This window comes from Mesorhizobium sp. B2-3-5 (assembly GCF_006442395.1).
GTDB lineage: Bacteria > Pseudomonadota > Alphaproteobacteria > Rhizobiales > Rhizobiaceae > Mesorhizobium.
The window spans coordinates 51,016-76,873 of sequence record NZ_VFVX01000021.1 but is presented as its reverse complement, the minus strand read 5'-3'; the positions used below and the strand labels follow the sequence as shown (position 1 = coordinate 76,873).

At 60.6% G+C, this 25,858-nt stretch carries 18 protein-coding genes and 9 pseudogenes; 11 read left to right on the top strand and 16 right to left on the bottom strand.

The features are described from left to right. Positions 1-76 precede the first annotated feature (76 nt). From FJ958_RS21845 to FJ958_RS21835, 3 genes are all read right to left on the bottom strand, one after another. Entirely contained in the window at positions 77-1,009 is a 933-nt protein-coding gene (locus FJ958_RS21845; protein ID WP_140745352.1) for a hypothetical protein, read from the bottom strand. A 301-nt stretch (positions 1,010-1,310) separates the two neighbouring features. After that, complete coding sequence (locus FJ958_RS21840) at positions 1,311-2,096, bottom strand: hypothetical protein (protein ID WP_140745351.1); 786 nt, start codon at positions 2,094-2,096, stop codon at positions 1,311-1,313. A gap of 6 nt (positions 2,097-2,102) precedes the next feature. Further along, positions 2,103-4,046: an adenylate/guanylate cyclase domain-containing protein gene (locus FJ958_RS21835; RefSeq protein ID WP_140745349.1), complete on the bottom strand. Its 1,944-nt coding sequence runs from the start codon at positions 4,044-4,046 to the stop codon at positions 2,103-2,105. A gap of 229 nt (positions 4,047-4,275) precedes the next feature. Here FJ958_RS21835 and FJ958_RS21830 point away from each other — a divergent pair, with 229 nt between their 5' ends. Further along, entirely contained in the window at positions 4,276-5,925 is a 1,650-nt protein-coding gene (locus tag FJ958_RS21830; protein ID WP_140745348.1) for a caspase domain-containing protein, read from the top strand. Between the two features lie 329 nt (positions 5,926-6,254). Here the strand turns inward: FJ958_RS21830 and FJ958_RS21825 are convergent. After that, positions 6,255-7,075, bottom strand: a pseudogene (locus FJ958_RS21825) (IS256 family transposase); the annotation flags it as partial. 89 nt (positions 7,076-7,164) lie between these two features. Here FJ958_RS21825 and FJ958_RS21820 point away from each other — a divergent pair. Beyond that, positions 7,165-7,647 carry a hypothetical protein gene (locus FJ958_RS21820; RefSeq protein ID WP_348642213.1) on the top strand — a complete coding sequence of 161 codons (483 nt, stop codon included), beginning with the start codon at positions 7,165-7,167 and terminating at the stop codon, positions 7,645-7,647. Here FJ958_RS21820 and FJ958_RS32555 read toward each other — a convergent pair. Next, positions 7,577-7,909 carry a hydrolase gene (locus tag FJ958_RS32555; protein WP_348642214.1) on the bottom strand — a complete coding sequence of 111 codons (333 nt, stop codon included), beginning with the start codon at positions 7,907-7,909 and terminating at the stop codon, positions 7,577-7,579. The genes FJ958_RS21820 and FJ958_RS32555 overlap by 71 nt on opposite strands. Before the next feature lie 18 nt (positions 7,910-7,927). Next, a pseudogene (locus tag FJ958_RS21810) lies at positions 7,928-8,092 on the bottom strand (IS110 family transposase); the annotation flags it as partial. A gap of 131 nt (positions 8,093-8,223) precedes the next feature. Here FJ958_RS21810 and FJ958_RS21805 point away from each other — a divergent pair. The 4 genes and pseudogenes from FJ958_RS21805 to FJ958_RS21790 all read left to right on the top strand — a co-directional run. Then, positions 8,224-8,445, top strand: a pseudogene (locus FJ958_RS21805) (transposase); the annotation flags it as partial. A 153-nt stretch (positions 8,446-8,598) separates the two neighbouring features. After that, entirely contained in the window at positions 8,599-9,678 is a 1,080-nt protein-coding gene (locus FJ958_RS21800) for a glycosyltransferase family 4 protein (protein ID WP_140745344.1), read from the top strand. A gap of 17 nt (positions 9,679-9,695) precedes the next feature. Next, positions 9,696-11,906, top strand: a complete 2,211-nt coding sequence (locus FJ958_RS21795; protein WP_140745342.1) for an amylo-alpha-1,6-glucosidase — start codon at positions 9,696-9,698, stop codon at positions 11,904-11,906. Positions 11,907-12,069: 163 nt separating this feature from the next. Further along, positions 12,070-12,743 (top strand): annotated as a pseudogene (locus FJ958_RS21790) (IS5 family transposase); the annotation flags it as partial. On the opposite strand, the pseudogene FJ958_RS21785 reads toward FJ958_RS21790, so the two are convergent. After that, positions 12,742-13,383 (bottom strand): annotated as a pseudogene (locus tag FJ958_RS21785) (DUF932 domain-containing protein); the annotation flags it as partial. The pseudogenes FJ958_RS21790 and FJ958_RS21785 sit on opposite strands and share 2 nt — an antisense overlap. A gap of 402 nt (positions 13,384-13,785) precedes the next feature. Here FJ958_RS21785 and FJ958_RS21780 point away from each other — a divergent pair. Continuing rightward, positions 13,786-14,319: a MucR family transcriptional regulator gene (locus FJ958_RS21780; protein WP_140745340.1), complete on the top strand. Its 534-nt coding sequence runs from the start codon at positions 13,786-13,788 to the stop codon at positions 14,317-14,319. Between the two features lie 99 nt (positions 14,320-14,418). Here the strand turns inward: FJ958_RS21780 and FJ958_RS21775 are convergent, their stop codons facing one another. Then, entirely contained in the window at positions 14,419-14,730 is a 312-nt protein-coding gene (locus FJ958_RS21775) for a DUF736 domain-containing protein (protein ID WP_140745339.1), read from the bottom strand. Between the two features lie 994 nt (positions 14,731-15,724). After that, positions 15,725-16,826, bottom strand: a pseudogene (locus FJ958_RS21770) (chromosome partitioning protein ParB); the annotation flags it as partial. 312 nt (positions 16,827-17,138) lie between these two features. Between FJ958_RS21770 and FJ958_RS21765 the strand changes: the two are divergent. Both FJ958_RS21765 and FJ958_RS21760 read left to right on the top strand, forming a co-directional pair. Next, entirely contained in the window at positions 17,139-17,885 is a 747-nt protein-coding gene (locus FJ958_RS21765; protein WP_246677074.1) for a DUF4142 domain-containing protein, read from the top strand. A 24-nt stretch (positions 17,886-17,909) separates the two neighbouring features. Beyond that, complete coding sequence (locus tag FJ958_RS21760; protein WP_140745336.1) at positions 17,910-18,506, top strand: hypothetical protein; 597 nt, start codon at positions 17,910-17,912, stop codon at positions 18,504-18,506. A 732-nt stretch (positions 18,507-19,238) separates the two neighbouring features. Here FJ958_RS21760 and FJ958_RS31650 read toward each other — a convergent pair. Together FJ958_RS31650 and FJ958_RS21740 are read right to left on the bottom strand one after the other, a co-directional pair. After that, positions 19,239-19,487, bottom strand: coding sequence for a hypothetical protein (locus FJ958_RS31650; RefSeq protein WP_181176466.1), 249 nt, complete (start codon positions 19,485-19,487; stop codon positions 19,239-19,241). A gap of 792 nt (positions 19,488-20,279) precedes the next feature. Beyond that, a pseudogene (locus FJ958_RS21740) lies at positions 20,280-20,607 on the bottom strand (PAS domain-containing protein); the annotation flags it as partial. 484 nt (positions 20,608-21,091) lie between these two features. Here FJ958_RS21740 and FJ958_RS21735 point away from each other — a divergent pair. Continuing rightward, on the top strand, positions 21,092-21,277 hold the full coding sequence (locus FJ958_RS21735; protein WP_140745334.1) for a hypothetical protein: 186 nt from the start codon (positions 21,092-21,094) through the stop codon (positions 21,275-21,277). Here FJ958_RS21735 and FJ958_RS21730 read toward each other — a convergent pair whose 3' ends face one another. Then, positions 21,278-21,853: a sigma-70 family RNA polymerase sigma factor gene (locus FJ958_RS21730; RefSeq protein ID WP_246679692.1), complete on the bottom strand. Its 576-nt coding sequence runs from the start codon at positions 21,851-21,853 to the stop codon at positions 21,278-21,280. It abuts the gene before it with no gap. 532 nt (positions 21,854-22,385) lie between these two features. Next, positions 22,386-22,562, bottom strand: a pseudogene (locus tag FJ958_RS32120) (cytochrome C oxidase subunit I); the annotation flags it as partial. 164 nt (positions 22,563-22,726) lie between these two features. Between FJ958_RS32120 and FJ958_RS21720 the strand changes: the two are divergent. Beyond that, positions 22,727-24,241, top strand: coding sequence for a PAS domain S-box protein (locus FJ958_RS21720; RefSeq protein ID WP_181176465.1), 1,515 nt, complete (start codon positions 22,727-22,729; stop codon positions 24,239-24,241). A 621-nt stretch (positions 24,242-24,862) separates the two neighbouring features. On the opposite strand, the gene FJ958_RS21715 is transcribed toward FJ958_RS21720, so the two are convergent. From FJ958_RS21715 to FJ958_RS32110, 3 genes and pseudogenes are all read right to left on the bottom strand, one after another. Beyond that, on the bottom strand, positions 24,863-25,339 hold the full coding sequence (locus FJ958_RS21715; protein ID WP_140745328.1) for a hypothetical protein: 477 nt from the start codon (positions 25,337-25,339) through the stop codon (positions 24,863-24,865). Positions 25,340-25,397: 58 nt separating this feature from the next. Next, the gene (locus FJ958_RS32115; protein ID WP_246677062.1) at positions 25,398-25,610 is read right to left on the bottom strand and encodes a YidB family protein; all 213 of its coding nucleotides are present in this window, start codon (positions 25,608-25,610) and stop codon (positions 25,398-25,400) included. 18 nt (positions 25,611-25,628) lie between these two features. Beyond that, positions 25,629-25,736 (bottom strand): annotated as a pseudogene (locus FJ958_RS32110) (MucR family transcriptional regulator); the annotation flags it as partial. Positions 25,737-25,858 lie beyond the last annotated feature (122 nt).

Here is a 25,858-nt window from a genome sequence, read left to right as displayed (position 1 = left end):
CGCCATCGCCGACATCTGCCGAAATCCGAAATCCCCATAGCCATCGTCTGTGGCCCGCGGGTTCCTTCCTCGGGGACTATCGTACGCCTGCCGGCGCCCGAAACTCTTCACGAAAGCTGACTGTCTCCTTTCGTGGGGTAACCGTGACGACATGCCTGTGGTAAATTGGGCATTCGGTGCCAATTGTGCGTTCGCTATTTACCGCTTGACCCCCTTTCTTTGCCGAAAGGTTGCGCATCTTGATGGTGATACCCTCTGGCTGGATCGCAGTGAACTGCGACGTGAGCCCGTACTTCGCCCATTCGGGCCCGAAGCCCGCCATCACCGGACCTACACAAAAGGTAAACCGCTTCGGATTCTTCGCGACACCCGGCTCGCACTGATTGGTGATGTAGCAATGCGGTGCCTGGTTGGTTGGAACGTTGTCGGCAGAATAGATCAACTTGTCGTCGCAGGTGACTCTGATCCAGCCCGTCCTGTCGGCCGCCCATCGTACCTTCATGGAAAAGGCCACCCAGGAACCGAAACGCGCGGGCGACTGGCACTCGTTGCCGAGGAAGGTAACACCGTTGGTTGCGTCCACCTTCAGCATATAAAGAAAATTGTGGATGAACGGCCCCTCCCAACTGGCGATGCGAAGGCGGCTGTCCAATGCGCCCGGCAGAAAGCCCATCGCGTGGCCGTTGAAAAAGCCGGGGTAGTTGAACGATGGATCGACCCACAGGTCGAAGCGATAGTCGATGCTCTCGTCTATCTTGCCGTCCGGCCCAATCAATGTGGCGCGTACGTTGCCGTTGTGGCAGTCGTTCTCGCCACGGCCATCGCCGTAGTCCACGCTGCTGCATTTTCGATCGAATATCTGAAAAGTCGTGACGCCGCCCTTCGTCACCGGTTTCAACGGCCCGTTCAGCCCATTGTTCTTAAAGCCGGCAGGGAACCTGTCGGCCAGCGCGGAACTTGCGAACAGCGCCACCACCGACATCACAAACAGGAGAATGCACCGTTTCATGCTCCCCTCCCCCAGATCTGACAGGCGAGGCTATCAGCGAGGTGCCGGCCAGGCAATCAAGCGCTAGCCGTCGCTGTCGGACTCCTGGCATGACTGGTTACGCCAGTCGGCCTGATATTGGTCGAGACCGTGCATGACAGCCAGTACAACGAGGCGAACTGGTAGGCTGGACAGACAGAAGGCCCTGACTTTACGGGAAACACGTGGGTCGTGTCTCACCCGACCGTTTAGGACTCGGGGGTACCTTCCAAGAGGTGATGGCGGCCAAGAAGTCATTCACGGCGCGGCTCCTGCCGACAAGCTACTGCTGTTTCGTCGCAAGATGATGCACAAAGGCCAGCGCTTGGCGTTTGCATCCGCTACTCACCATCCACCCGAGAACGTTCAGCGGATTTTCGAGAACGGCGTTCTCCGGAAACACCTTGATTTCGATCAACGCTGATGTCTTGTTGGTCTCGACGATAAGAGATTTTACCTGGGCAGGAACACGGTCCGGAAGAGAGTAAGTGGGCTTGCCGGCGCTCCAGACCAAGCCGGTCAACGACAGTCCGCCGCCGAAGCGAACCGAGAACACTGCGCTCTCGCCGATCCCGCGGCGCGCAAGAACCACCTCGCCATTGCGGATACAACCGGGAGCGGATTCTTCGATGGAAATCGCCCAGGGATCGTCAAGTCCACTTGGTTTGGATTGATCGGCGGTAGTGCGTGCGCTTCCGATGGACTCGTTTCTCTGGCGCTCGTTCGTCAATAGGCTCGCTATCAGCGCAAGATTTGAGGGTCCAGCCTGCCCGTCGCTGGCCCGCTGCGGATTGTTGGACGTCAAGGCATCCTCGGTGACTACGAAGGCTGCAGGCCCTGAAATGGGATTCACGCTGCCGTCCTCGCCGAGCAATGTGACGACCGTACCGGCCGGCACGTTGATAACGTCGCTTGGCGCAAAGATCTTGCCCGGTGGCAGTTCATTCACAACCGGCTCGGTCGACAGGACCACGTATTGGCTGCCGGCCGCCGCGCGTTGCGCCGTCACAACAACGGCTGCGGCAAGGGTCAGGGCGGCGATGCACGAGATCGGATGCATGAGGCTCATGATGCCCTATTTGTCGGGAAGATGAATGTCTGCCCGGAAGTGTCCGCTTGCAAGACGGCTATGGTGAAAGGCGATCAGGGCGTCTTGCGGATAGTTTGTGACCAACAGCTCAAAGGCCGCTCTCGCGAGCTTGTCGCGGGCGGCGAGCAGGGCGTACGCCTTTCCATATTCCTCGCAAAGCATCGTATTTTCTGACGTACGGCTCATCGCCTCGAAAGTCTCGATGCCTTGGCTCTTGCCCTTGAGGTGCAGAACTCCTGCAGGGCGCAGCAAGAAGCGCGTTGCTTTCTTCGCGACTTCCAAGCTTATGCAATTTTTCGTGCCGATGTACTTGTTTGCGCCCTCCAGTCGGGCCGCAGTGTTTACCGTGTCTCCAATAGCTGTGTAGTTGAAGAACCGATTTCCTCCGAAGTTGCCGACGATTGCCGGCCCGCCATGAATACCTATGCGGGTGGCGCCGAATGAATGGCCTCGTCCTCTTTCTCTCAGCCGCTGGGCCTGATCCTGCACAGCCAGTGCCAGGGACACCGCCCGCTCCGCCTGGTCATCTTGCGCTGCCGGAGCTCCGAAGAAGCCGACCACCGCATCGCCGATGACCTTGTCGATCGTCGCACCATGCCCGATGAACAACTCGCAGAGCCCGTCCAGATATTCGTTCAATATGTCTGCCAGCACCTCTGGCGCCAACTTCTCGCTGAGTGCCGTAAATCCCTCGACATCCGTGAATACGCAGGTGATCTCACGCCTCTCGCCACCAAGATGGAGAGCGTCGGGCTCCTTGACGATCGCTGCAACGACGGCCGGACTGACATATTTCGAGAACGCGCTCTGAATGAAGCGGCGAGCGTTCTCGTCGCGTCTCCAAGCCAGGAAGCCGGTGAAGGCCGACAGACCGAGCACAAGCAATGCCGGGGCGACCATCGGAAAGATGATCGCGAACCTCGCGAAGGCCCACGCCTCACCAATCCACACCAGCAGCAGCGCACCGGCGACCGCAACAGGTTTGATGACCACCGGGATCGGCCGCGAAACGATCCACAGGCAGAACAGCCCAGCAAGAAACATTGGCGCGTATCCCACCGCAAGCCAAGGGATCGTTACTCTGTCCCCGGACAAGAGCCCGGCCAACGCGTGGGCATGGATGGCGACGCCAGGGAGAACACCGGTTTCCGCGCCGCTCAACAAGGCGAACGGTGTTGGATGATGGTCTATTTGCTGCAGGTTCAGGCCGATAAGAACATATTTTCCCTCGAACCAATTCAGCGGTGCCAGCGGAACGGCCTGTGCCGGATAGGTTGGAAAGTTGAAGGGCAAGCTGTTTGCCGTGCGGTAGTAGGCCATTTCCTTCGGCCCGCGGTCGCGGCCAATGCCTGTCGATGCTGCAATCGCAGCAGCAAAGCTTGGCGTCCAGCCTCCTTTCGATACTCGACCGGGAAAAGCCCCACGGACCACGCCGTCGAGATTGTCGTGCGACAACGCGGCAAGGCCCCGCTTTGCCGACGGGGCGAACGCGTTGAGATAGTCAAACTGCCTCGGGGTGAGGCCGTCAATGCGCGACGCCGAGGCGATCACGACGGGCACGATGGCGGTTTCGATAACCGTCTCCAGCCGGGCATCCTTTTGCGGCTCTGTTGGCTGGTCGAACAGCAGGTCGATACCGATGACAAGCGGGTGAGCCGACTCGATCCGGGCCACGATGTCGGCCAGGAACCCGCGGTCCAGTGGTGAGCGGTATGGAAATTTCGCCAGGGTTTGTTCTGTTATTGCGACCACAACGATGTTGGGTGGAGCGCGAGTGAACGGCGAGATCGAGACCATCATCACATCGCGCAGAACATTCTCCAAGGGCGGTGAAACGAGAGCAGTCGAGATGCACAGCAGAACCAGATAGGCGAGCGAAGCGGCGATGCCACCTCGCCGGAGGCTGACGATCCCTCTAGGTATTCGCACTCCGAAATAGCCCCTAAGACAGTGGAAGCGCTACTTCCCGCCAGCATACCCGTTCGGCCCTGTCAGGCAAATTGACACCCGTTTTGCCTGGGAATGCAGGGGCTGGCGCCAAAACGGTGTCCGCCGAAAGCCACCTCCCTGCGCCGGCCATTCGTCCGCAGCCCGGGGGCAAAGCTCTTTTCGGTTGCATTAGCCTCTGCTACATTTCCCTGGGGGAGCCGTCTCTGCCATGCGCAGCGCTTTCATCCTGTTGGTTTTATTGTTTGTTGCTGTTGCGGGACAGGCAGCCGCCGAGAAACGGGTTGCGCTGGTAATTGGCAACTCGGCCTACCAACACGCCGCACAGCTAGCCAATCCGAAGAACGATTCGTCCGACATGAATGCCAAGCTTCAAAGCCTTGGCTTCGAGGTTGTCAGCGGCCAGGACCTCGACCTCGCGGGAATGCGTCGTACGGTGCGCCAGTTCCTGGACAAGCTCGACGGTGCCGACATGGCGCTGTTCTTCTATGCCGGGCATGGACTGCAGGTGAACGGCAACAACTACATGGTGCCGGTTGATGCCCAACTGTCCAGCTACAATGACCTCGACTTCGAGGCCCTTCCGATGGACCTCGTCCTTTCAGCGATGGAGCGCAGCACCAAGGTCAACCTCATCTTCCTGGATGCCTGCCGGGACAATCCGTTCGCCGAGAAGCTGTCCCGCTCGATGGGGACGCGCTCAGGCTCCGTGAGCCGGGGTCTGGCCAGGCTTGGCAGCGGAGTCGGCTCGCTCATAGCTTTCGCGACGCAACCGGGCAATGTCGCCATGGACGGAGCGGGGCGGAATTCTCCATTCACGAGCGCGCTGGTCGCTCACCTCGGCACACCGGGGCAGGACATCATGCGCGAACTCATCGATGTGCGCCGCGACGTGCTGGCGGCGACGGATGGCAAGCAAGTGCCGTGGGAGAACTCTTCGCTGACTGGCGAGGTCGTGTTGAAGCCTTTCCCCGAGGAACCGAAAGCGGCATCTGCCCCCACTTCACAGTCTGCGCCGCCGGAGAATGCTGTCGAGCTTGCTTATTGGGCAACGATCAAGGACTCGACCGACAAGAGCTTCTTCGAGGCGTATTTGCAGCAATTTCCGGGCGGCGTTTTTGCCCCCCTTGCGAGGTTGAAGATCGACGCGATCGACAAACGCATGGAAACGGAACGGCAGGCGGCGCACCTGCCGGAGGTGGGGCGCGCCACCAACGCGACCGACGATGCCAAGGGGACGGAAGTCGCAAGCCTTGAACATCGCGACCCGCTCGTGCAGTCATCGGCACCTACCACAGACCCCAGCGAACTTGTGCGCGCCACTCAAAGGGAACTCTCCCGCATAGGATGCCTTAAAGGCCAGGCTGACGGAGAATGGGGGGCCGGCAGCCGCGAAGCGCTTCAGGACTATGCTGATCGACAAGGTGTCGGGCTTGCATCGTTGGAACCGACAGCGGGACTTCTGGAAAGACTAAGGGCAGTCGGAGCACGTGTCTGCCCGCTTACTTGTGACAACGGAATGAGGGTGCAGGGCGATCGTTGTGTGCCTCAGGCGAGTGGTCTAAGCGCGTTTAATGGCACATGGAAATTAGTCAGACGAGCAACAACGGACTGCGGCGATTGGCGAGAACTCTCAACAACCGTCATGATAAGTGACGGCAAAGTATCGTCCAGCTCCGGATTTACGGGAAGTATTTCGGGCAGTGGCGCCATCAATATGAAGCAGGCCTTTGTCTATAAAGGAAGAACAGGCGGCAACACCCTGACTGGCGTCATAAGGGGTGACAATGGAACGGGCAAATTCAAAGGGACCGGAGCTGGCAGCGGGTGTTCAGGAAACATTATCATGGATAGGATGTAGAAATACGGCGTCGGCTGTCGCCCGCATCGGCGTCATTCAATCAACCCTCAGCGCCAGAACGCCGAATCCACTGCGTGAAAAGCGCGCTTGGCACTTGGTCCGTCGGCGGCGCCGGAACGGTCGCCGGTCCGCATGTCCGCCAATGTGAAACGGCAAATTGGCGGCCCTCCTGGTGTCGCGAACAGCGGCTGCTTTCAGGATTCACAGACGATGATCACTTCGACTGAGGTGCGGCGCTAAGCAGCGATGTCCGCAGTTGGGGATCGTGTCCACAGAGTGGTGTAACTGGCGGCATTGGTCGCCGCGCTCTCCGGTATGGGCCGGGCTGATCAGCGCGCCACGGCGGGCAGGCTGATGAGGGGATCATCGCTCAGTTGGCCGACGCTTTCCAGAGTCATGTAGCGGGCGCGCTGCACTGCTCATTCGCCGTTCTGTTCGAGCAGGAGTGCGCCGACAAGGCGCACGATGGCATCGTCGTTGGGGAAAAATGCCGACGACCTCGGTTCGGCGCTTGGTCTCGCCGTTGAGCCGCTCGATCGGATTCGTCGAGTGCAGCTTGGCGCGATGCTCCTTGGGGAGGGTCATGTAGGCGAGCACGTCGGGCTCGGCGTCATCCATGATTGTCGCCAGCTTCGAGACCTTGGGCCGGACCTGATCAGCCACGGCGCGCCACTGGGTGCTCGCGGCTTCCGGCGTTTCCTGGGCGAAGGCGGTGCGATGAAGGCCGAGACGACACGGCGGCCGCTCTTGCCGGCATGGGCCAAGACGTTGCGCATCAAGTGGACGCGGCACCTCTGCCACGTCGCGCACGGAACTTTGGTGACGGCCGCCTTGAGGCCTTCGTGCGCGTCGGAGACGACCAGCCTGACGCCGCGGAGGCCGCGGCGTGTCAGCTTACGCAGGAGCTCGGTCCAGATCGCCTCGGCCTCCGAGGCTCCGATCTCCATGCCCAGCACCTCGCGCCGGCCGTCCGCGTTGACGCCCACCGCAATGATGACGGCGACCGAGACGATGCGTCCGCCGCGGCGCACCTTCAGACAGGTGGCGTCGATCCACAGATAGGGCCAATCACCCTCGATCGGGCGATCGAGGAAGGCTTTCACCTTGCCATCGATCTCCTCCAGAGGCGGCCGACCTGGCTCTTCGAAATGGCCCAGTCTACGAAGAGGCATCCGCGCTGCGGCATGCAACGGAACGCAGCTGGCAAATCGCGCGCCCGACGGCGACAAGTGGCGCCGTGTGGTGCCCTCACCCAGGCCCTTGGAAATCCTGGAGGCATCCGTCATTTCGTTCCTTGTCGAACGCGGCGTCATCGTCATTTGCACCGGCGGGGGCGGTGTTCCTGTCATGGCGCGGGACGCCGGCAGTCTTTGCGGCGTCGAAGCCGTCATCGATAAGGATCTGGCGAGTTCGCTTCTCGCCCGTCAGTTGCAGGCAGATATGCTGTTGATGCTGACCGATGTCGAAGCGGTCTATGCCGACTATGGCACTCCTGCCGCCCGCGCACTCAGGCGGGTTGCTCCTGGAGAAATTTCCGCTCGATATTTTCCCGCCGGATCCATGGGGCCAAAGGTCGGCGCCGCAATCGAGTTTGCGGAAGCGACAGGCAAGCCTTCTGCCATTGGCAAACTCGACGATGCCATCGAAGTCGTCAGGGGTGAACGCGGCACGTGGTTCGAAGCCGGCGCTCCGCCTTCACTTGTCGAGCCTCGGAGGCTTTAGCAGCTGCGACACCGACAACATAGTTCTTTCCATAGGCCTTGGCGCATTTCGGGCACGTTGTGTAGAAGAAATACACCTCGCCCGGCTTAGCTTTTCGGGTGAGCACCATCTGCTGCATTGCCTGGTGCCACTCCCTCGCCTGACTGAACGGCCCCTCGAACACCTTTGTCAAGAAGTCGCCATTCAAAGTGGTCATCTCCTCGTCAGGTACTGGTTTCGAAATCGAAAATAGGCGTTCGCTGGTCGTTCCCCGAGAGACAATCTACCCCTTTTCGGCGCGCCTTCGTCGCAGCTCTGCGAAGTGATCGAGCAAACCCGGAATGTCGCTCCCCGACACGATGTGTCTCGACATTCTCTCGCCCGCACCTGGCGAAAGCGAGGTCACGAGCCATTTTGAACGAGACAGTTCTAACGAGACAAATATTGCGGCAAGATCGACGCGGATAGGTGGTGAAACTGTCCGATGCTTCCTGGGCAAGGGCAGCAACGCCTTCGCTCGGCGAAGCAAGAAAGTCTCGCATATACCAGCCTCCTGAACCGCCGGCAAAAAGCAGCAGGACAGCGGCTATTGCGGCTCGCCAGCAGCACCTGAAGTCGACCAACATGCTCGAACGCCTCAACGAAGAGATCAGGCGCCGCACCTATGTCGTGCGCATCTTCCCGAACACCGAAAGCTGCCTGCGCCTGGTCAGGGCGCTGGCCGTCGAGACCAACGAAAACTGGATGGAGGCCAACCGCTACATCAACATGGACGACCTGCGCGAGCACAAGAAGCTCGCTCTGCGCCAAGCCGCATGACCAGCCTCATGGCCGCCCCCTTTTTGCAGAACTTGACGCACACAACCCAGGCGCGCTTAGCGGCGGAACAATCTGGATTCTGCGGTGTTTGGTTCCCGGAAAGTCGGAAGCGGGTGCAGCGAATTGGGTGAACGATACAAGTGGACTGGATCGATGAGGGTTGCCCAAGTCGCACCGTTAACAGAAAGCGTTCCCCCAAAACTCTATGGTGGTACCGAGCGGATCGTGTCGTACCTTGCCGAGGAGCTTGTCCGTCGTGGTCATGAGGTCACGCTTTTCGCAAGTGGAGATTCGCACACCTCAGCGGAGCTCATAAAGTGCTGCGACCGGGCCTTGAGGCTTGATCCGACCGTTCTGGATCCCATTCCTCATCACATTGTAATGCTCGATCGCGTTCGGCGGGTTGCCGACGAGTTTGACGTTATTCATTTTCACACTGATCTGCTGCAGTTCCCACTGCTCAACACCCTCCAAACTCCTGCGCTCACGACCCTTCATGGACGGCTTGATCTTCCTGACCTGCATCCGTTCTATCAAAGCTTTTCCGACGTGCCGCTGGTATCGATCTCGGATGAACAACGTCGCCCGATGCCGCCCGTCAATTGGGTCGGAACAGTCTATAACGGGCTGCCGCGCGATCTACTGCCGATGACGATGCATCCCTCGGGTGATTATCTGGCATTTCTCGGCCGTATTTCTCCGGAAAAAGGTCCAGAGACAGCGATCGAGATCGCCACGCGCGCTGGCATGGCATTGAAGATCGCGGCCAAAATCGACAAGCAGGACAGGCTATTTTGGGAGAACGTAATCTCACCCATGATCGCCACGCATCCCAACGTGGAATTCCTCGGCGAAATAGATGAACATCACAAGGCCGATTTCCTCGGCAACGCTCGGGCACTGCTTTTCCCTATAAACTGGCCCGAGCCCTTTGGGTTGGTGATGATCGAAGCCATGGCATGCGGTACCCCCGTAATCGCGTTTGATCGAGGCGCGGTGCCCGAGGTGATTGACCATGGCGTCTCGGGTTTTGTCGTAAAAACTGTCGACGAGGGAATTGAGGCGATAAGATCAGTCGGCAATTTGGATCGGCGACGGATCCGGGCTATTTTCGAAGAACGGTTCTCGGCCGACCGTATGGTGTCCGACTATGTGTCGATTTATGATCGCCTTGTCGCGCTATCGTCAGGCGCTGTGACGGCTCGCGCCAGGGGCGCTCAACTGTCAGCTTGAAGCTAGAGGTCTCAGCGATGCAATCCGTGAGTGCTGAAGCGATCTCCCATGCACCTTTTCCCGGGGGATCTGGCGTTACGCATCTTGCCCAGCTTTTCGTCCCCTCCCTGCAGGAGCGCCGGCCCCGAACATTAAAGCATGACGATATTTTCGGCGTCTTCGACCGTAACGGCGACGTCCTCTCCGGACCTGGTAGCCCAGACGGGATTTACTATCGCGACACACGCTATCTTTCGCATCTTGGTCTGACGATCAATGGCGCCAGGCCTATGCTGCTCAGTTCGACATTGCGCGACGACAATGCGACCTTGACCTGCGATTTAACCAATCCAGACATTTTCGATGCCGAAGGCGTTCGTGTGCTGAAGCACGACTTAATTCATCTCCGGCGGACGCGGTTGCTGTGGGACGCCCGATGTTTCGAGCGGCTGGCTGTGCGAAATTTCGATGAAGTTCCGCATCGTCTCCAGCTTGAACTGGTTTTCGCATCCGACTTTGCGGATCTGTTCGAAGTCCGGGGCACGCCGCGCCCCCAGCGCGGACAGGATTGTCAACCGGACGTGACCGGTGAGCGGGTCTCGCTTGCTTACGTGGGCTTGGATGGCGTGCGACGCACTACCATTTTGTCCTTCGATCCCGTGCCGGCGACGCTCACCGGTGAACAGGCGACCTTCGTGATCGAACTCGCACCTCACGAGACACATTCGCTTTTCGTCGATGTCGGCTGTGACAACGAGGAAATCGGCGACCCGTCGCCTCGCCGCACTTTTTTCATTGCACTTCGCGATGCGCGGCGGGCGCTGCGCTATTCCACATCAAAGGCCGCCGCCATAACGACCTCCAACGAACTCTTTGATGAGGCGATGCACCGAAGTGTGGCGGACCTCTACATGCTGATCACACAAACGCCTGAGGGACCCTATCCGTTTGCTGGCATTCCATGGTTCAGCACCGTGTTCGGGCGCGACGCTCTCATCACTGCCATGGAGATGCTTTGGCTCGACCCATCGATAGCACGCGGCGTGCTCCTTTATCTCGCAGCCAATCAGGCAACCGCGGTGGATCATGTGTCGGACGCGGAACCTGGCAAAATCCTTCATGAAGTGCGGCATGGTGAAATGGCGGTGCTTCGGGAGGTACCTTTCCGCCGATATTATGGCAGTGTCGACTCGACGCCCCTCTTCATCATGTTGGCAGGTGCCTATCTAGAGAGGACAAGCGATCTGGACACATTGCGGCGTCTGATGCCCAACATCGAAGCTGCTCTGGCGTGGATTGACGATTACGGTGACCGCGACAAAGACGGCTTCGTCGAGTACCAGCGATTGACGCCCGATGGTTTGGCAAACCAGGGTTGGAAGGACAGCAGCGATTCTGTTTTTCACGCGGATGGAACGCTTGCGAAGGGACCGATCGCACTCGCCGAGGTGCAGGCGTACGTTTACGGAGCGTGGTGCGCGGCCGCTGCGATCTCTCGTCGGCTCGGCAATTCGGCCCGAGCCAACAAGCTCGAAGCCAGGGCATCAGACCTCCGCGACCGTTTCGACGTCTGCTTTTTCGACGAGCAACTCGGCACGTATGTGCTTGCGCTCGACGGAGACAAGCGCCCCTGCAGGGTGCGTTCGTCGAATGCCGGTCATACACTTTTCACCGGTCTCGCGCGTGCCGAGCGAGCAAAGCGTGTAGTGCAGAGTCTCACGGAGCGCGCCTTCTTTACGGGCTGGGGTATCAGAACGATCGCGGCAACAGAGGCCCGCTACAACCCAATGAGCTATCACAATGGCTCTGTCTGGCCGCATGATAACGCGCTGATCGCCGCCGGCTTCGCTCGCTATGGCTTCCGACATGAAGCTGCCAAGATATTCGAAGGCCTGTTCGCCGCCTCGACATATCTCGATCTGCGCCGCCTGCCAGAACTATTTTGCGGCTTCCCGCGCCAAAGTGCCCAAGCACCGACCTTCTATCCGGTCGCATGCAATCCCCAGGCGTGGGCGGCCGCTGCGCCCTTGCTTTTCGTCCAAGCTTGCCTCGGCCTCGAGTTCGATCCGAAATCGCAGTTTGTCGTTTTTGATGCCCCTGTCTTGCCTAGATTCCTGGACCAAATCGTCTTGAGGCGGCTTTCTCTGGGTGCCGCGTCGGTGGACGTGGCGCTCCGTCGTACCGGCTCCCAGGTGGTCGTGGACGTGCTTGGCCGCACTGGATCGATCAGAGTCGTGGCGAAGAGCTGACCAGCGGCGTCTCATCAGGCCCTCAGTCCTCGCTCGCTTAGGCTGATGGCGCCCGGCCCGCCGCCTTCAGCCGACCAATTCTCAGCCGACCTAGGGCGTGGTGACGATTTAAGGATTTGGGATTCCCAAGGAGCAGTTCAACGCTGATTTTTGGAGATCAGCGATGGATTGCGGCGCGCTTCGGGACGACCAGTGGGACGGGATCAAGTGTTTTGTGGGGCGGCACCAAAGGCAAGCGCGGCCCGCGCACAGATAATCGGAAGTTCCTCGACGCGCTGTTGGGGATGGCACGTTCGGGTGGCCGTTGGCGCGACCTGCCGGAGCGACTAGGCGACTACCGCTCAGTGAAGCGACGCTATTATCGTTGGATCGGGATGGGCGTGCTGGACGATATGCTGAAAATGCTCGCCCGCGAAGCCGATCTCGAATGGCTGATGATCGACAGCACGATCGTGCGAGCGCACCAGCATGCCGCCGGGGCACGCAAGGTCAAAGGGGGCGGATGCCCAGGGCCTGGGCCGGTCTCGCGGCGGCCTGAGCACCAAGCTCCACACCGCCACCGAGGCGCTCGGCCTTCCCATCCGCCTGATCGGCACCCCCGGCCAGCGCAACGACATCGCCTTGGCCCACGACCTGATCGACGGTATCGACGCCGATGCCGCCATCGCCGATAAGGGATACGACGCCGACCACCTCGCTGACAGGATCATTGAACAGGGCGCACAGGTCGTCATCCCGCCCAAGCGCAACCGCAAGGTCCAGCGACCCTACGACATCGATCTCTACAAGGAGCGCAACCGCATCGAGCGCTTCTTTTGCAAGCTCAAGCAGTTCAGAGCGTCGTGGTCTCCTTGGTGATGTCCACGAAGGGGTTATGCCTCATGGTCGTCCAATCCAGCACGCCCGGCACCTTCCACATGGTGTCGCCGGTGCCGTTGCCAGCGATCCTCATGACGGCTGCCACAAGCTCGTGGTCCCAGATGCGGCCATAGTCGGGGCCAGTGACGGCGCGAAGCTCGATGCGTCCGTCTTCCGCTTCAAGGGTTTTCACAAGCTCGGCACGGTGGGACAGCAGGCCGTGCTGCAGGTTGATGCCAGCCAGTGGCGCGGGAAGCTGGCGCATGTAGGTTGCAGGTGCGCCGACGAGGCTGCACAACTGGCCAAAACTCCAATGTGTGGGCGCCACCGGCTGGTCCTGTCCGGGAACGATCAGCGAAAGCCTTTCCGCATTATCGCCGCTTGCCTCAACCTTCACGGCCCGGCTTTCCACGGTCCGTGCGGTGGCGCGGTCAGCCCGGGCGCGCACGGCGTCGTAAAGCTCCGTCAGCGATAGATAGCGCTCATCGTCGGGGCGGGAAAACCACTCCGACGAAACCCGCCCGACGCGCTCGCCGCGCGAGATGTCCACGCGAAAGCCGCTGGAAGCAGTCTGCTGCTGGCCGTTGTCGGTGCCATTGGCATCCGTGATCATTTTCATTGCTCTCACTCCTTTTTCGTCAAAGCCGAAGGCATGTCCCCGGCATGCCTTCCGGGGGCGCGTGAGCGCGCGGGAGTGATGGGGGCCAATGCCGGCGCGCGGAGCCGGGCTGCGCGGTCGAGCGAAGCGGACATGAATCTGGTGTCAACGGTTGCTGGTTTGTCAGCCGCTTTGCGAGCCGGCGGCCCTGCTTTGCACAGCCGGCAATGGCGGGGAAGCGAGGGGAAAGTCCTCTCGCTTCCCTGAAGCAGTCACAGATTTGTCAGCGGTCGGCCTCAACGAAGCGAGGTTTTCTGGCTTGAAATCCACAACGAATAGGGATTGTTAGAGCAACGACTTGTCTACGTATTGGCGAAATAGACGATTGTGCGCCACCTTGTATTTCCGAGAGAGGAAAATTCCATGACCGTATCCGGTGAACAGCACGACAAAGCTGATGTCATGTCCATCGCTGCCGAAATCGTAGCCGCTTATGTGTCGAACAACCCCGTGCCGATGGTGGAGCTGCCGAAGCTGATCGGCGACATTCATGCCGCCTTGCAGGGGATTGGCACGCCTGTGGCCGAGCCCGCGGTAAAACGGGAGCCAGCGGTATCGATCCGGAAGTCGGTAACACCGGACTATATCATCTGCCTGGAAGACGGGAAAAAATTCAAATCGCTAAAGCGACATCTCAGCACACACTACAATCTGAGCCCCGAGGAATACCGAGCGAAGTGGAGCCTGCCTGCCGACTATCCGATGGTGGCGCCGAACTACGCGGCCGCCCGCTCGGCGCTGGCGAAGGCATCCGGGCTCGGGCGCAAGGCGGCAGAGCCCACAGCGGCGGTCACACCCAAGCCGGAACGGGCTGCTCGCGCCGCGACTGCGGCGACCGCGCCTGTTGCCGTGAAGTCGCCGCTCAAGAAACCGCGCAAAAGTTCCGCCAAGGCCTAGCCTGCTCCATCGAACCGGCTATCTTTCGGGAGGTTGGCGGATCTGAACATGGCGGAGCCCCGTCCGGCGGACGGGGCTTCTTTCTGTCTCAAGCGGATTTCACTCCGCGGTGCGGCGGGACCAGATGAGGGAGAACTCGCCCTGCGTTTCGGTCTCGACCAGGCTCGCATAGATCGGAGCGGGGAAGCTCGGATCGTCGAGCTTGACGGAGTGGTAGTCGCGGCCCTCGCGCGAGGCCTTCTTCCAGGCCGCGCCGAACTCGGTGGCGCCGGCGAAGATGCGGTAGTCCGGACCCTTTTCGTTGTCGCCTTCGGCGGGGACGAAATCGACCGCCTTGACGTTGAGGTTGAGGGTCTTGACCGAGCCCTTGAAGCCTTTTGCGGTGCTGGTGAACACGCCGATGGTGGCCATTGTGGTGGTTCCTTCCGTTTGATCGGGCCGCGCCCATCGCGACCTCGATGGCGGTGGTGAGACCGGAGACGATCGGCCTGCACCCACCGGGGTCCCCATTGCGCCTTCGCAATGGGGTGGTTCTTCGGGCTGGAACGCAGTGGAAGGCGGCCAGCCCTGGCTTTTTTGTTTCGCGATGCAAAGCCGGCCGTTTGGCCGGCGGCGGAAAAAAGCCAGGGCTGGACGTTGCAGGAAGACGATCGAGGCGAAGCCGGTCTTCGGTCAGACCCAATCCACTCGAGGACGCGGTGGGCGTGGCCGGCCAAAAGACAAGGAGGAACGCGGCGATGGCTGCTGCGTGGTTACGCTTCGCCCTCCGATCGCAAGGGTGCAGGAGCCGGAATGAAGCAGCCTAGCACCTGCCGACAAAGCGGTGATTTCTGTGCCTCGGAAACGACCGAAAACAAGCGCGACCCGCTCTCGTTGGCCAGTGCCTGCGTCAGGCGCGGCATGGATATCAGGCACGATATCTTGGGGCCAGATTCTCACACTTCCAACCTGCCGACGGTCCAAGGTTCTGCCCATAGCCAGGCCATTCGAGCACGGTCGAAGTCGCAGCAGGGCGGATGCGCCCCGATCCGAACCGATGGCTTGCCGGTGCATTCGATCTGACCTGCAGAGAGGCTTGCGGTGGACGAGGCCTCGCAAGAGAAGAGCCGCCCCCACTTGCCGTGCTTCCCCATGTCGTGCGGTCGAGGTCCCCGGCCGCGCTGAACAGTGCGGCCGGAAATTTTCTGAGCGGCCCGGAGCCGCCAAGGCGGCTCCGGGCTTTGTCCTTCACTCGGCGGCGACGCCGACGCCCTCGCCTGCATTGCTCTCATCGGCGCTGTAGGAAGATGACTCGTCTGCATCGCTGGTGCTGGCCAAGGGCACATGCTCTGCCGCTGGAGACTCGCCCCGCCGTGGCGTCCCCATCTGTAACATGAACCGGGTCGATAGCCGTTTCGGGCTACCCGCTCCGCAACAGCGCGGGCAACCATCCGGTCCCGGCCAGCAACTGCTCGGCGGCTTCGGCCATCGGCTGCTTCTTCAACGCTGCGAGCCGTTCCGCCGCCTCGCCGCCGACAGCCTCGCGCACCGCATCGAGGATGTTCGCCTTGGTGATCCGCCCGAGATAGACTAGCTGCGCACGGTGGGCGTCCAGTGTGCCGTCATGTCGAGGCCAAGCGCCACCGCCAGCCTGTCCGCCGTTTCGTGGGCGCGCGGCTTGCGTTCCCGAGGCTGCTTCACGGCATTGACAGTGAGCGAGGCGCAATGGGCAAACAGCGCCATGATCCTGGCAGGGTCGAGCGCGGCGATGAAGTCCCACAGGTCGTCCACGTCGCGCGGCATGTCCGCCGCCCATCCAGCGTGACGATCAGCCAGCGCCTTGGCCGCTGCCGTGTCCTCGACGCCATCGGCATGACCACCGAGAAAGGTGCTGGTCGGGCGGATTTCCAGGCAATGGGCTTCCATGCCCTGATAGAAGGCCTGCGCGACGAGCGTATGCGTGACAGCGATAAGGGCAACATCCGGCTGCTCGCCGAGCGCAAGGCGAAGAGCGAGCGTGCGGTGGGCGCTCAGATCGCGGATGAGAAGGTCCGAAAGAGACTTGCCGTCTTCCTCGGCTTCGGCGTCGCTGCCGCCATCGGGGTCCGAACCGACTTCCGCCTCGATGATTATACCGTCACCGTCAATGATGGTATGGCCGTCACTTTCGGCTTGCGCCTCCGGTACTTCGTGTTCGGCGCGGATGAAACCACGCTCGATGCGCGCCGTCCCGTCATGGGAAAGCATGACGAACACGCCCGAGCGCGCGATGATATCCGGATCGTAGGCATGACGCATGGCGTCGATGCGATCTCGGCTTCAAGCGCGCCGAAACGCTTGTCGACATCGTCAGGCAGTTACTCGGCAGTCTTCCAGTCTTCCGTAAGTTGGTTGAACGTCCCGAGTGCCGCCTGATACGCGGCTTCGTCTTCTTGCGACAGATCGACCGGCTGCGGGTAGCTACGGCGCAGGCCGTGCGCATGCGGATAGTCGATGTGGACATCGGCCCATTTCCAGCCCTCGGCCTTGGGAGCGCCCGACAACCGGCAAAGATGTTGACATGACCTATGATCTTCAATGGCCCTACGTGGGCGCGGCCGTTCTCTCCGGGTCGTCAATCTGCACTATGCAAGCGATCCGATTACGTTCTTTTACAAGAAGATACCCTCACCCGCGCCGCTTTGCGCCCCTGTGCGTTTTGCAGCACATCCGGCAAGTCGCGCGCAACGGTTCAGGCTCCGAATTAAGTGCCAGCGCGCGTGGTTTCGCGCTGGAACAAAGCCGCCGTGTCGTTGTTCTGGTTGGCCCATCGACCAAAGGAGCTTGGGATCATGAACACCATGCGGACTTTTCTAGCCCCGTTTGGCATCGCGACCGTGGTGCTATTCACCTTCCCCGCCATAGCCGCTGAAAACGCGCAGAACTTTGTCGACAAGGCTGCCGTCGGCGGAATGTTCGAAGTGGAGTCCAGCAAGCTCGCCGTCGACAAGGCGAAAGACCAGAAAGTCAAGGACTTCGCCCAGAAGATGATCACCGATCATGGCGCGGCCAATGCCAAGCTCCAATCGATCGCGGGCGAGCAGAAACTGACGGTGCCGAGCGATCTCGACGCCGCGCACAAGAGCGACCTCGACAAGCTGCGCAACACGAGCGACGGCTTCGACGCGCCTTATGTCCAGATGCAGCGTAGCGCGCATGCCGATGCGGTGAACCTCTTTCAATCCTATGCCAAGGACGGCGATAATGCGAGCCTGAAAGCCTTCGCCACCGAAACGTTGCCGACGCTCAAAATGCACCAGCAGATGGTCGACAAACTCGCTTCGTCGAACGCTAGCCAGAACACCACGACCGACACCGGGACCCCGGCCGTCAAAACGGCTTCGACGCCAAAGCCCACGGCTCCGGTGCCTGGCGCCAACAGCTTCACAGAAGGCCAAGCCAAGAGCCGCATCGCCGATGCCGGGTATACCGACGTTTCCTCGCTTGCCAAGGATGACCAGGGCATCTGGCGCGGCCAGGCGAAGAAGGACGGCAAAAGCACATCCGTAGCGCTGGATTACCAAGGCAACGTCTTCGCTGGCCAATAGTCAGTCACAACAGGGAGCTATCATATGCAAACGATCACCGCACTTTTCGACGACCACGACGACGCGTCCGATGCCGTCGGCGAACTTGAGTCCATGGGTATACCCGCATCCGACATCAGCGTCGTCGCCAACAATTCCGAAGGTTGGCATGAGGGTTCGGCGTCGCCCGCTGCCGAGGATGCAGCCGGCGGGGCCGGCATTGGCGCTGTCGTCGGCGGCGCAGGCGGCTTGATGGCGGGGCTTGGCGCGCTGTCAATCCCCGGGATCGGCCCCGTCGTCGCGGCCGGATGGCTGGCGGCAACGGTCGCCGGTGCGGTCACTGGCGCGGTCGTGGGTGGCGCGGCCGGCGGTATCATCGGTGGCCTGACCGATGCCGGCGTGCCCGAGAACGATGCCCATGTCTATGCTGAAGGAATCCGGCGCGGCGGCACACTGGTGACGGCACGGGTGAGCGATGACCTCGCGCCGCAGGCTCGGGAGATTCTGCAAAATCCCAATTCGGTCGACGTTTCCGAGCGGCGAGGTGCGTACGAAGCAGAGGGATGGTCCGCGTTCGATCCCGCCGCCGGCGATTATGCCGAAGGTATCACACGAGATACCGTCCGCCGCAGCGACCTCTGATCATTTAGGCCGTCTCGTGCGGCCGGCCGCCCGTTGAAATCACCGAAAGGAACCCGGCATGAGAAGAGTGCTGTTGCCCTTGGGGCTGACCGCGCTGGTCGTTCGGCTGGCTGGCCTTTCTCTACGTCGACAGAGGGTGGCCGACGGCGCCCTTCAAACGGGCGCCGGAGCAAAACCAGGCTGGGAACGCGCCGCAGGACACGTCGCCAGCGGCCGGCGTGAAGAAAAACCCGCAGGACAATACCGAAATGCTGGGAAATCAGTGACGGCTAGCCGCCTCCTTGAAATCCCCTGAGCTGGCACCGATACGCGGGTGCGCTTACGGCCAATGTTGAGGTGTCGGCTGTTCGCCATATGCATGCCCTTTCCGTTATCAGAGAGTCGAGATGCGAGCAGCCCATCCGCTGCCAACAGATGAGGGATGGGCTCGGCAAGAGGCCCGCTGCCCTTGAGGCAACGGGCCCAGGTCGGCTCGGGTAGGCAACCCTGATCGCTGGGGGGACGAACGATCTGGCACCTAACCGGCACAAGCTTGAAAGGTTCCTGAACTTGTCCCTGTTTGGCACGGGCATATTTGACGACATTCCCGCAGCCCAGAGCAGGCCGTCCGGATCGAAGCTCAGCCCGTTATCCTGCCAAATGCCGGTGCCGACAAACTGTTACGTCGCAGTGAAGTCACGACGGCCGCCCATATGGCTTGTGCGCGGCGGCCGGCTCCTCTCCTGACATGGGTCAGTTCAGCCGGTGTTTTTTCCTGGTGTCGATGGCCTTCTCGAGACTGCGCGCCGGCACATCCTCATTCTTGAGCGTATCCAACGCCAGCCCCATTTTCAGGGCGATGATCGCAGCCCTTGGGTCGTTATGCTTCGAGAGATCAAGGTTGGGACCATGTCGCGATCGAACGATCAACGCAGGAGATGCCCCAATGATCAAACTTCTCTCACCATCGGTATTTGCCATCGTCCTGGCGACTTCGGCCATGGCGCAATCCAACGGAACCGGGAGTGGCACCGGCGGCACAGGCAACGGCTCCGGCGGCACCACCGCCGGCGGCGGGACTGGCACCGGGACTGGCACAGGCACCGGAACTGGCACGAGCAACGGCACGGCAACACCAACACGGATACCAATGCCACCAACTCGCCGACGAATTCCGACGGAATGCCCGACCGTTGCAAGGACACCGGCGGCAACGATACCGACAACAACAACGCCACCGCAATACCACGTCGAACATGCAGAATTGCAATAAGTAGCCGTTTGCTGACCCGGCTATCCATGGAACTGATATGCACGCACGAGAAAGGTCCGCCTGGAGGCGAGCCCGAAGCCGAGGACCGGGTCGACTTCGCGTCAGTCCTTCACATAAGCTCCAGCTTGCCGGCCACCCTTCGCCGCCTTGGCGTCCTTGGAATGTTCCGCGATCGAAGGACCTGCTCCGGAAGTCTTCTCCGTCGCCGGACTGGGCGTCGGCTGCCGCCGAGGATTCTGGCCGTCCGACTGGTGGGTCTCGTCCTCCACTTGCCCGGTCGGACGGGTAAGCCCCATTCCGCTAGCGGGCTTTTTATTGCCCGCGGCATCCTGGGAGAACTGATCGGAGGGATCCGCGTCGGTGTTGGCGGGATACTTCGTGGCGCCGGTTTCACGGCGGTTTTTCTCTTCATTCATGACCAGTCTCCAATTGAGTGATGAGTGACCCGATGAAGAATAATCCCGCTGTCGGAAGAGGGTTCCCGTTCGATGCAGGCGGGACAGGCCGCCGATTGAACAGAGCATTTCCGGATAATCCAACTGGCTGGACGGATCGGTTAGCGGACGCCCGACGTCGGAGGCGCGCAGGTTGAAATAGGCAGACACCGCGGGCGTGAAGGTACGGATCACCAGATCGCGGTCGAGGAACACCGTTGCGATCTCCGTGCTTTCGAACAGGTTCCTGAGGTCGCTGTTTGCGTGGTCGAGCTCTTCGATCTTATTCGTGAGCTCGGCATTTATGGTGTTCAGCTCCTCGTTGAGGGACTGCATCTCCTCCTTCGAGGCCTCCAGCTCCTCGTTGGGTCGACTGGGCTTCCTCGTTGACCGAGACCAGTTCCTCGTTGGAGGTGGTGCGGGTGCTCAGGCCAGGCGGCATGCCAGCGGTTTTGAACTACTCCTACCGTGGGGCGGTCGCCCTCGACCGCTACGATATCCATCGGTTCGCAAACGCGTCCGGCATGCGGATCATCGTCGACGCAGAGATGCCGTTCAGCCGTTGGGACGGGACCGCATTTCTTCTTCGAGCCGGAGGAACATAACGACTCAACCAGTGTTCGAGAGGAATCGCAGCGATGACCAGCTCAACCATGGATGTGGAATTGGCATGCCCTGCAACGCCGGCTCGATGGCAACCGATCGAGGGACCGTCGGTGGACGACCGCGCTGAGCTGAATCGTCGCCCCCATCGTGACGGCTCGAAGGGAAAATTTCGGATTGCCGAACAATGTTGTGCAGAGCCGGAGGCCGGCCGGATTGCGGGCCGGGATCGCCTTGCAAACGCTGGCCGCCTGTTCACAGTGTTTTGCAGGAATATCATTTGTTAAGAGAATGCGATGCCTCGCATGAGCCAACGCAACCTTGGCCCCCAGGCAAGTCTGGGCATGGATCAGGAGATTGCGTCACTGCTGACAGCCATCGAACAGGAGAAAGTTCCTGATCGCCTGACTACGCTTGCGATGGAGTTGCAGAATGCGCTGGTCGAAAAGCGCCGACGCGAGACGACGATCAAGTTGAGCTGATTATCGGTGGCGTTCGGCGCCGGTGTCGTAATGGTCTTCGGACAAATAACTGCGCCTTTCGACCAGTGATTGCGACGAGGTCTCGCCAAGCGCTTCCAGCACGCCCGCGCGTGCGCGATTCAGGCGGCTTTTCACGGTTCCCACCGCGCACCCGCATATCTCCGCCGTTTCCTCATAGCTGACCCCCAGCACCCCGATCAGCATCAGCACTTCACGCTGATGCGAGGGAAGCGCCTGGATCGCACCGTGTACTTCCTTGCTCTGCATCGACCAGTCCTGGGACGCTTCGGAAATCGGGCGGCTGGAGGCGCAGTCGAGCAGCCCGGGCGCCTCCCTGGCTGCCGCTCTGACACGGGTATAGTGGGTGTTGCGCATGATGGTGAAGAGCCAGGATTTCATCCGCGTTCCCGGCTCGAATTTGTCCAGATTGGCAAGACCCTTGGTCAGGGTCTCCTGCACCAGATCGTCGGCGTCCCCGGGGGCGCGGCAAAAAGTGCGCGCGAAAGCCCTCAGCGCCGGGATCAGATCAACGATGGAAATGCTATCCGCTTGGTTCGCGCGGTCCTGGAGTAACAATGGTCGGCCCTCGGCAAGAGAAGTTGAACGGAGCCTAGGAAGAATGCAGGAGAATGAGGATCGTTCCTGTCTCGACGTAAACTCGCTCCAGGCTACTGCCATCAACAGGATTGGTGATATGGATTCCGGCCGGCCTGTCGATGTGGGCAGCGCCTCTCCTGGCCGCCCTTTGGATTCGACTAGGGAAACCAGAGCAGGGGCCGATGTGCTTCGGCCAGCTTGAATAGGCTTGGAGAGTGCGCCTCGCAGCCGGCGAACATTCTTCCCTGTCCGAGCGCGATATATGTCAGGTTGCGGGCATTTTTCGCCTCGCAAGAGTTGATGAACTAAAAAGCGGGCCAAAGCGGAAAGTCCGTCCGGGCCAAAGATTGCCCGCGCGAACTCGCCTGCGACCCAAAGACGGCACACCGATCTGCGGGCCTCGGAAATAAGAATTAAAAAGAGATCAAGCTACAGCTTCTGCCTCTTTCTGGGATGAATTGCAGGCCACGTCCGCGCAGCACTCGTCCGCAAGAAAGCCGATCAGACGGTTCACCACCAGCACGACGCCGATGTAATAGAAGGCGCTCCCGATCAAGGGCGGGTAGAATGTTTAGAGCACGGAAGCGCTTCCAAGCGAAACCGGGACCATCGCCGTCACCGCGCCGGCCAGGGTGAGCCAGAAGCCCGGCCATGCCGGCCGCCGTCCAATCAGCGGCTGCTTGAGAGACTTTCGGAGATGGCGCATCACCCGGTGCTATGGGATTTCGCCGAGCAGCCGCAGCAGACGCATAGTTCCTCTGGGCAATGATTAGCTTCGGCGCTAAGCTATGTTCTTCGGATAATCGAAAAGCTTTGCCTGGCCGAATTATAATCAGCGCCGCGGGGTTGGGGATGCAGCAAGGGAGATCGAATCGCGCGGCCAGACACATCGGCGAGCGAGGACAGCCCGACAGCGACATCGCTCGTGAGCAGTCCGCCCTCTATCGCCTCACAGACCGACTTTATCACGCAACGGGCCTGATCGAGGTCTACGAGGCCGCGCTGGATGCAATATGCGAAATTCTCGGATGCTCGCGCGCCTCGATCTTGAGATTCGACAGCCAAGGCATCATGTGCTTCGTCGCCTCGCGCTCTCTATCTGAACAATACAAAGGCGCTGTTGAGGGCCATTCGCCTTGGGCGGCTGGTCAGCGCGACGTCGAACCGATCTTTGTGGAGGATATTCGTCACAGTGGCGAGCCTCAGCACCTCGTCGAGACGATTCTCGGCGAAGGTATCGAAGCGCTAGCATTCATCCCACTTGTCAGCGCCCGGGAGCTGATCGGCAAGTTCATGGTCTACTATCCGCTGCCCCATCACTTCACCACTGGGGAATGCGAACTCGCATTAACGATCGCCCGGCAGCTCGGTTTTGCGATCGAGCGAGACCACTCCGACGCGATCGCGCGGCGATTGAGCGCGCTCGTGGAATCGTCGGATGATGCCATCATCGCAATGGAGCCCACTGGCATAATTACCGACTGGAACAGCAGCGCCAGTCGGCTCTTCGGTTACAAGCGAGACGAAATGATTGGGCGCTCTGTCATGTTGCTCAGTCCACCCGATCTCCAGCACGAGGAGCCGGAGATCCTTGCGCGCGTCCGCGCCGGCGATCACGTCGAGCACTACGAGACCATCCGTCTGCGCAAAGACGGAAGCACGCTTCCCGTCTCTCTCACGGTTTCCCCCATTGCGGACGCCTCGGGCGCGATTGTGGGGATCTCTAAGATCGCGCGTGACACCTCAGAACGACTGCGCGCGCAACAGCAACAGCAGATGTTACTTCGCGAGATGGATCATCGCGTGAAAAACCTCTTCGCCATCACCAGCAGTATCGTCAATTTGAGCGCATCTGCCGCGGAGACGCCAGCCGCTCTCGCCTCGATCGTATCGGACCGTCTTGGTGCCTTGGCGCGGGCGCATGCCCTGACGATGCGCGCGTCAGAGGGTCGATCAGAGTCAGCCGCCACGAGCCTACATGCTTTATTGGCCGCGATTCTGGCACCCTATCACGACGATGCGAACGAGCACCCACGCTGGGCGATCAACGGCGTCGATATGTCTGTGCCCTCCACACTGATTACACCTCTGTCTCTGCTGCTGCATGAATTCGCCACCAATGCTGCCAAGTATGGCGGCCTCTCGACTGCGGAGGGGTCAGTGAAGATCGCTTGTTCCAATCGGGACGGCAAAATGGTCATGCAATGGCGAGAGGCTGGCGGACCGCCGCCTAGTAAAACGCCAAGGGAGGGTTTCGGCGGTCGCTTGATCCGTCTGGCGGCCAGCCAACTTGGCCGTGTCGATATTGCCTGGGAGAGTACCGGGGCGGTCATCGAGCTCACGATTGATAGAGAAATTCCGGCCTAACCGCCGAGTCGACCCGGTTTCAACCAATTGTTGCACCTCAAGCAAGCAGATGGATTGCACGGTAGCCCACTGGGGCTGGAGCGGCTCAGGCGGCCCGACTGGACGGGGGATGGGATGACCTACCGTCTCGGGCCCAACTGACCAGAGTGGGAGCTGCGCAGCGTCCTACCAGTCTCAGCGCCCACCGGATCGTTCCATTTGCCCAGGCGTTGCGGAACCCAAAATCCCGGTTAATCAGCGGAACATATGTCGCCGCAACCTTTACGGGATGAGACTGCCTCGAACAATTCGCGATATGATGGCCGAGCTTCCGCCGGATCAGCAGGAGCAGATCGAGATCCGGTGTCCGGCCCTGCGGCAAATTCTGGAGCCCTCATTGCGGGCGAAGGCACCAGATGTTGCACCGAAGCGCAGGCCAGCACCCGCCGCGCCGTCCATAGCCTGTGGCTACGAGCGCCGCTCCACGGCGCTCGGACCGCGGGAACACTGGGCGCCTGTCGGATCAACAGGGGCTCACCGCTATCATGGCTGAAGGTTGCCACATATGAGGACCGAGCCGACAGTAGGTCGATGAGGTACCTTACGAGCAGAGCGGGCAAGCAGCGTCGTATGCCACCCCGGTTAACAACCGTCGGCCCTTAGCGATCTTACCATGCGAACGACAAGCGGATCATAGGGGAGCTTTTCGTCGCTGCTATAGTTGACGGAAAACAGGGCTGCGCGGTCCCCGCAGACTTTGATCGCGCGAACATACAGGATGTGGCCGTCCTTCAGGCCCGAATAGCTGGCCCATTGAGGCGTCACTCGCTTATAGGTCAACTTCCAGCCGTCGGCCTCGTTTACTGCCATGCGATGCTCGATCTCGGTGCGAAAACTCGCCTTGCCGAGTTGCGCGCCCCAGACTGCCAGAAATGCTTTGTCTTTGCCCTCGAAGGCTGCCCCTTGATCAGAACGCTGAGTTAGCACAAACCCAGGTGGAACATCGAACACGAAGCCAAAATGCTTGATCCCGAAGGCTTGCCATCCCTGAGCACCGAGCAGCGATGTGGGCATCATCGCGATGAGTAAACTCAATAGAATATGAGGAACATGTCTCATGGCGTGCCCTTATCGTTTCGGCATCCGCCCCAGGTCTGTGGCACATCGTCGAGCAGGGTCAGCCCGTCCGAGGCATTCGTTCGGTGATCTGCTGGCAGGTTGCCGTTTGGGTCATCTGGTTGATGGCATCCGGCAGATCCGTTGTGATCCTCGCAATCAGCTCCTGGCGCGAACACCCACTCTGCCTAGAATGTGCCTCCAGTGTCTGCGCGTCAATGGCCGTCGCAACCTCGTAACGCCCGTTCGGCCCGGTGCCGACCCACGAATCCACTTTCGAGCCTGCGCCCGTGGCGATCAGATCGGGCAGAGCCGCAGCCGGTACTGAATTGTTTTGAACGTAAGCGGCCACGATGTCGGCAGTCAAACCGATCAGGTCGGCGCTCGCGATAGTGTTCAAGTCTCACTCCTGTGTTGCCCCATCTGCTCTCCTATTGTGGAATTCTTTGCCGCGCGGAGGCGGTACCCGAGCACAACCGGAAGCCGAGGTGGCGCTCGCCTCCTGGTCGAAGATCAGCTGCA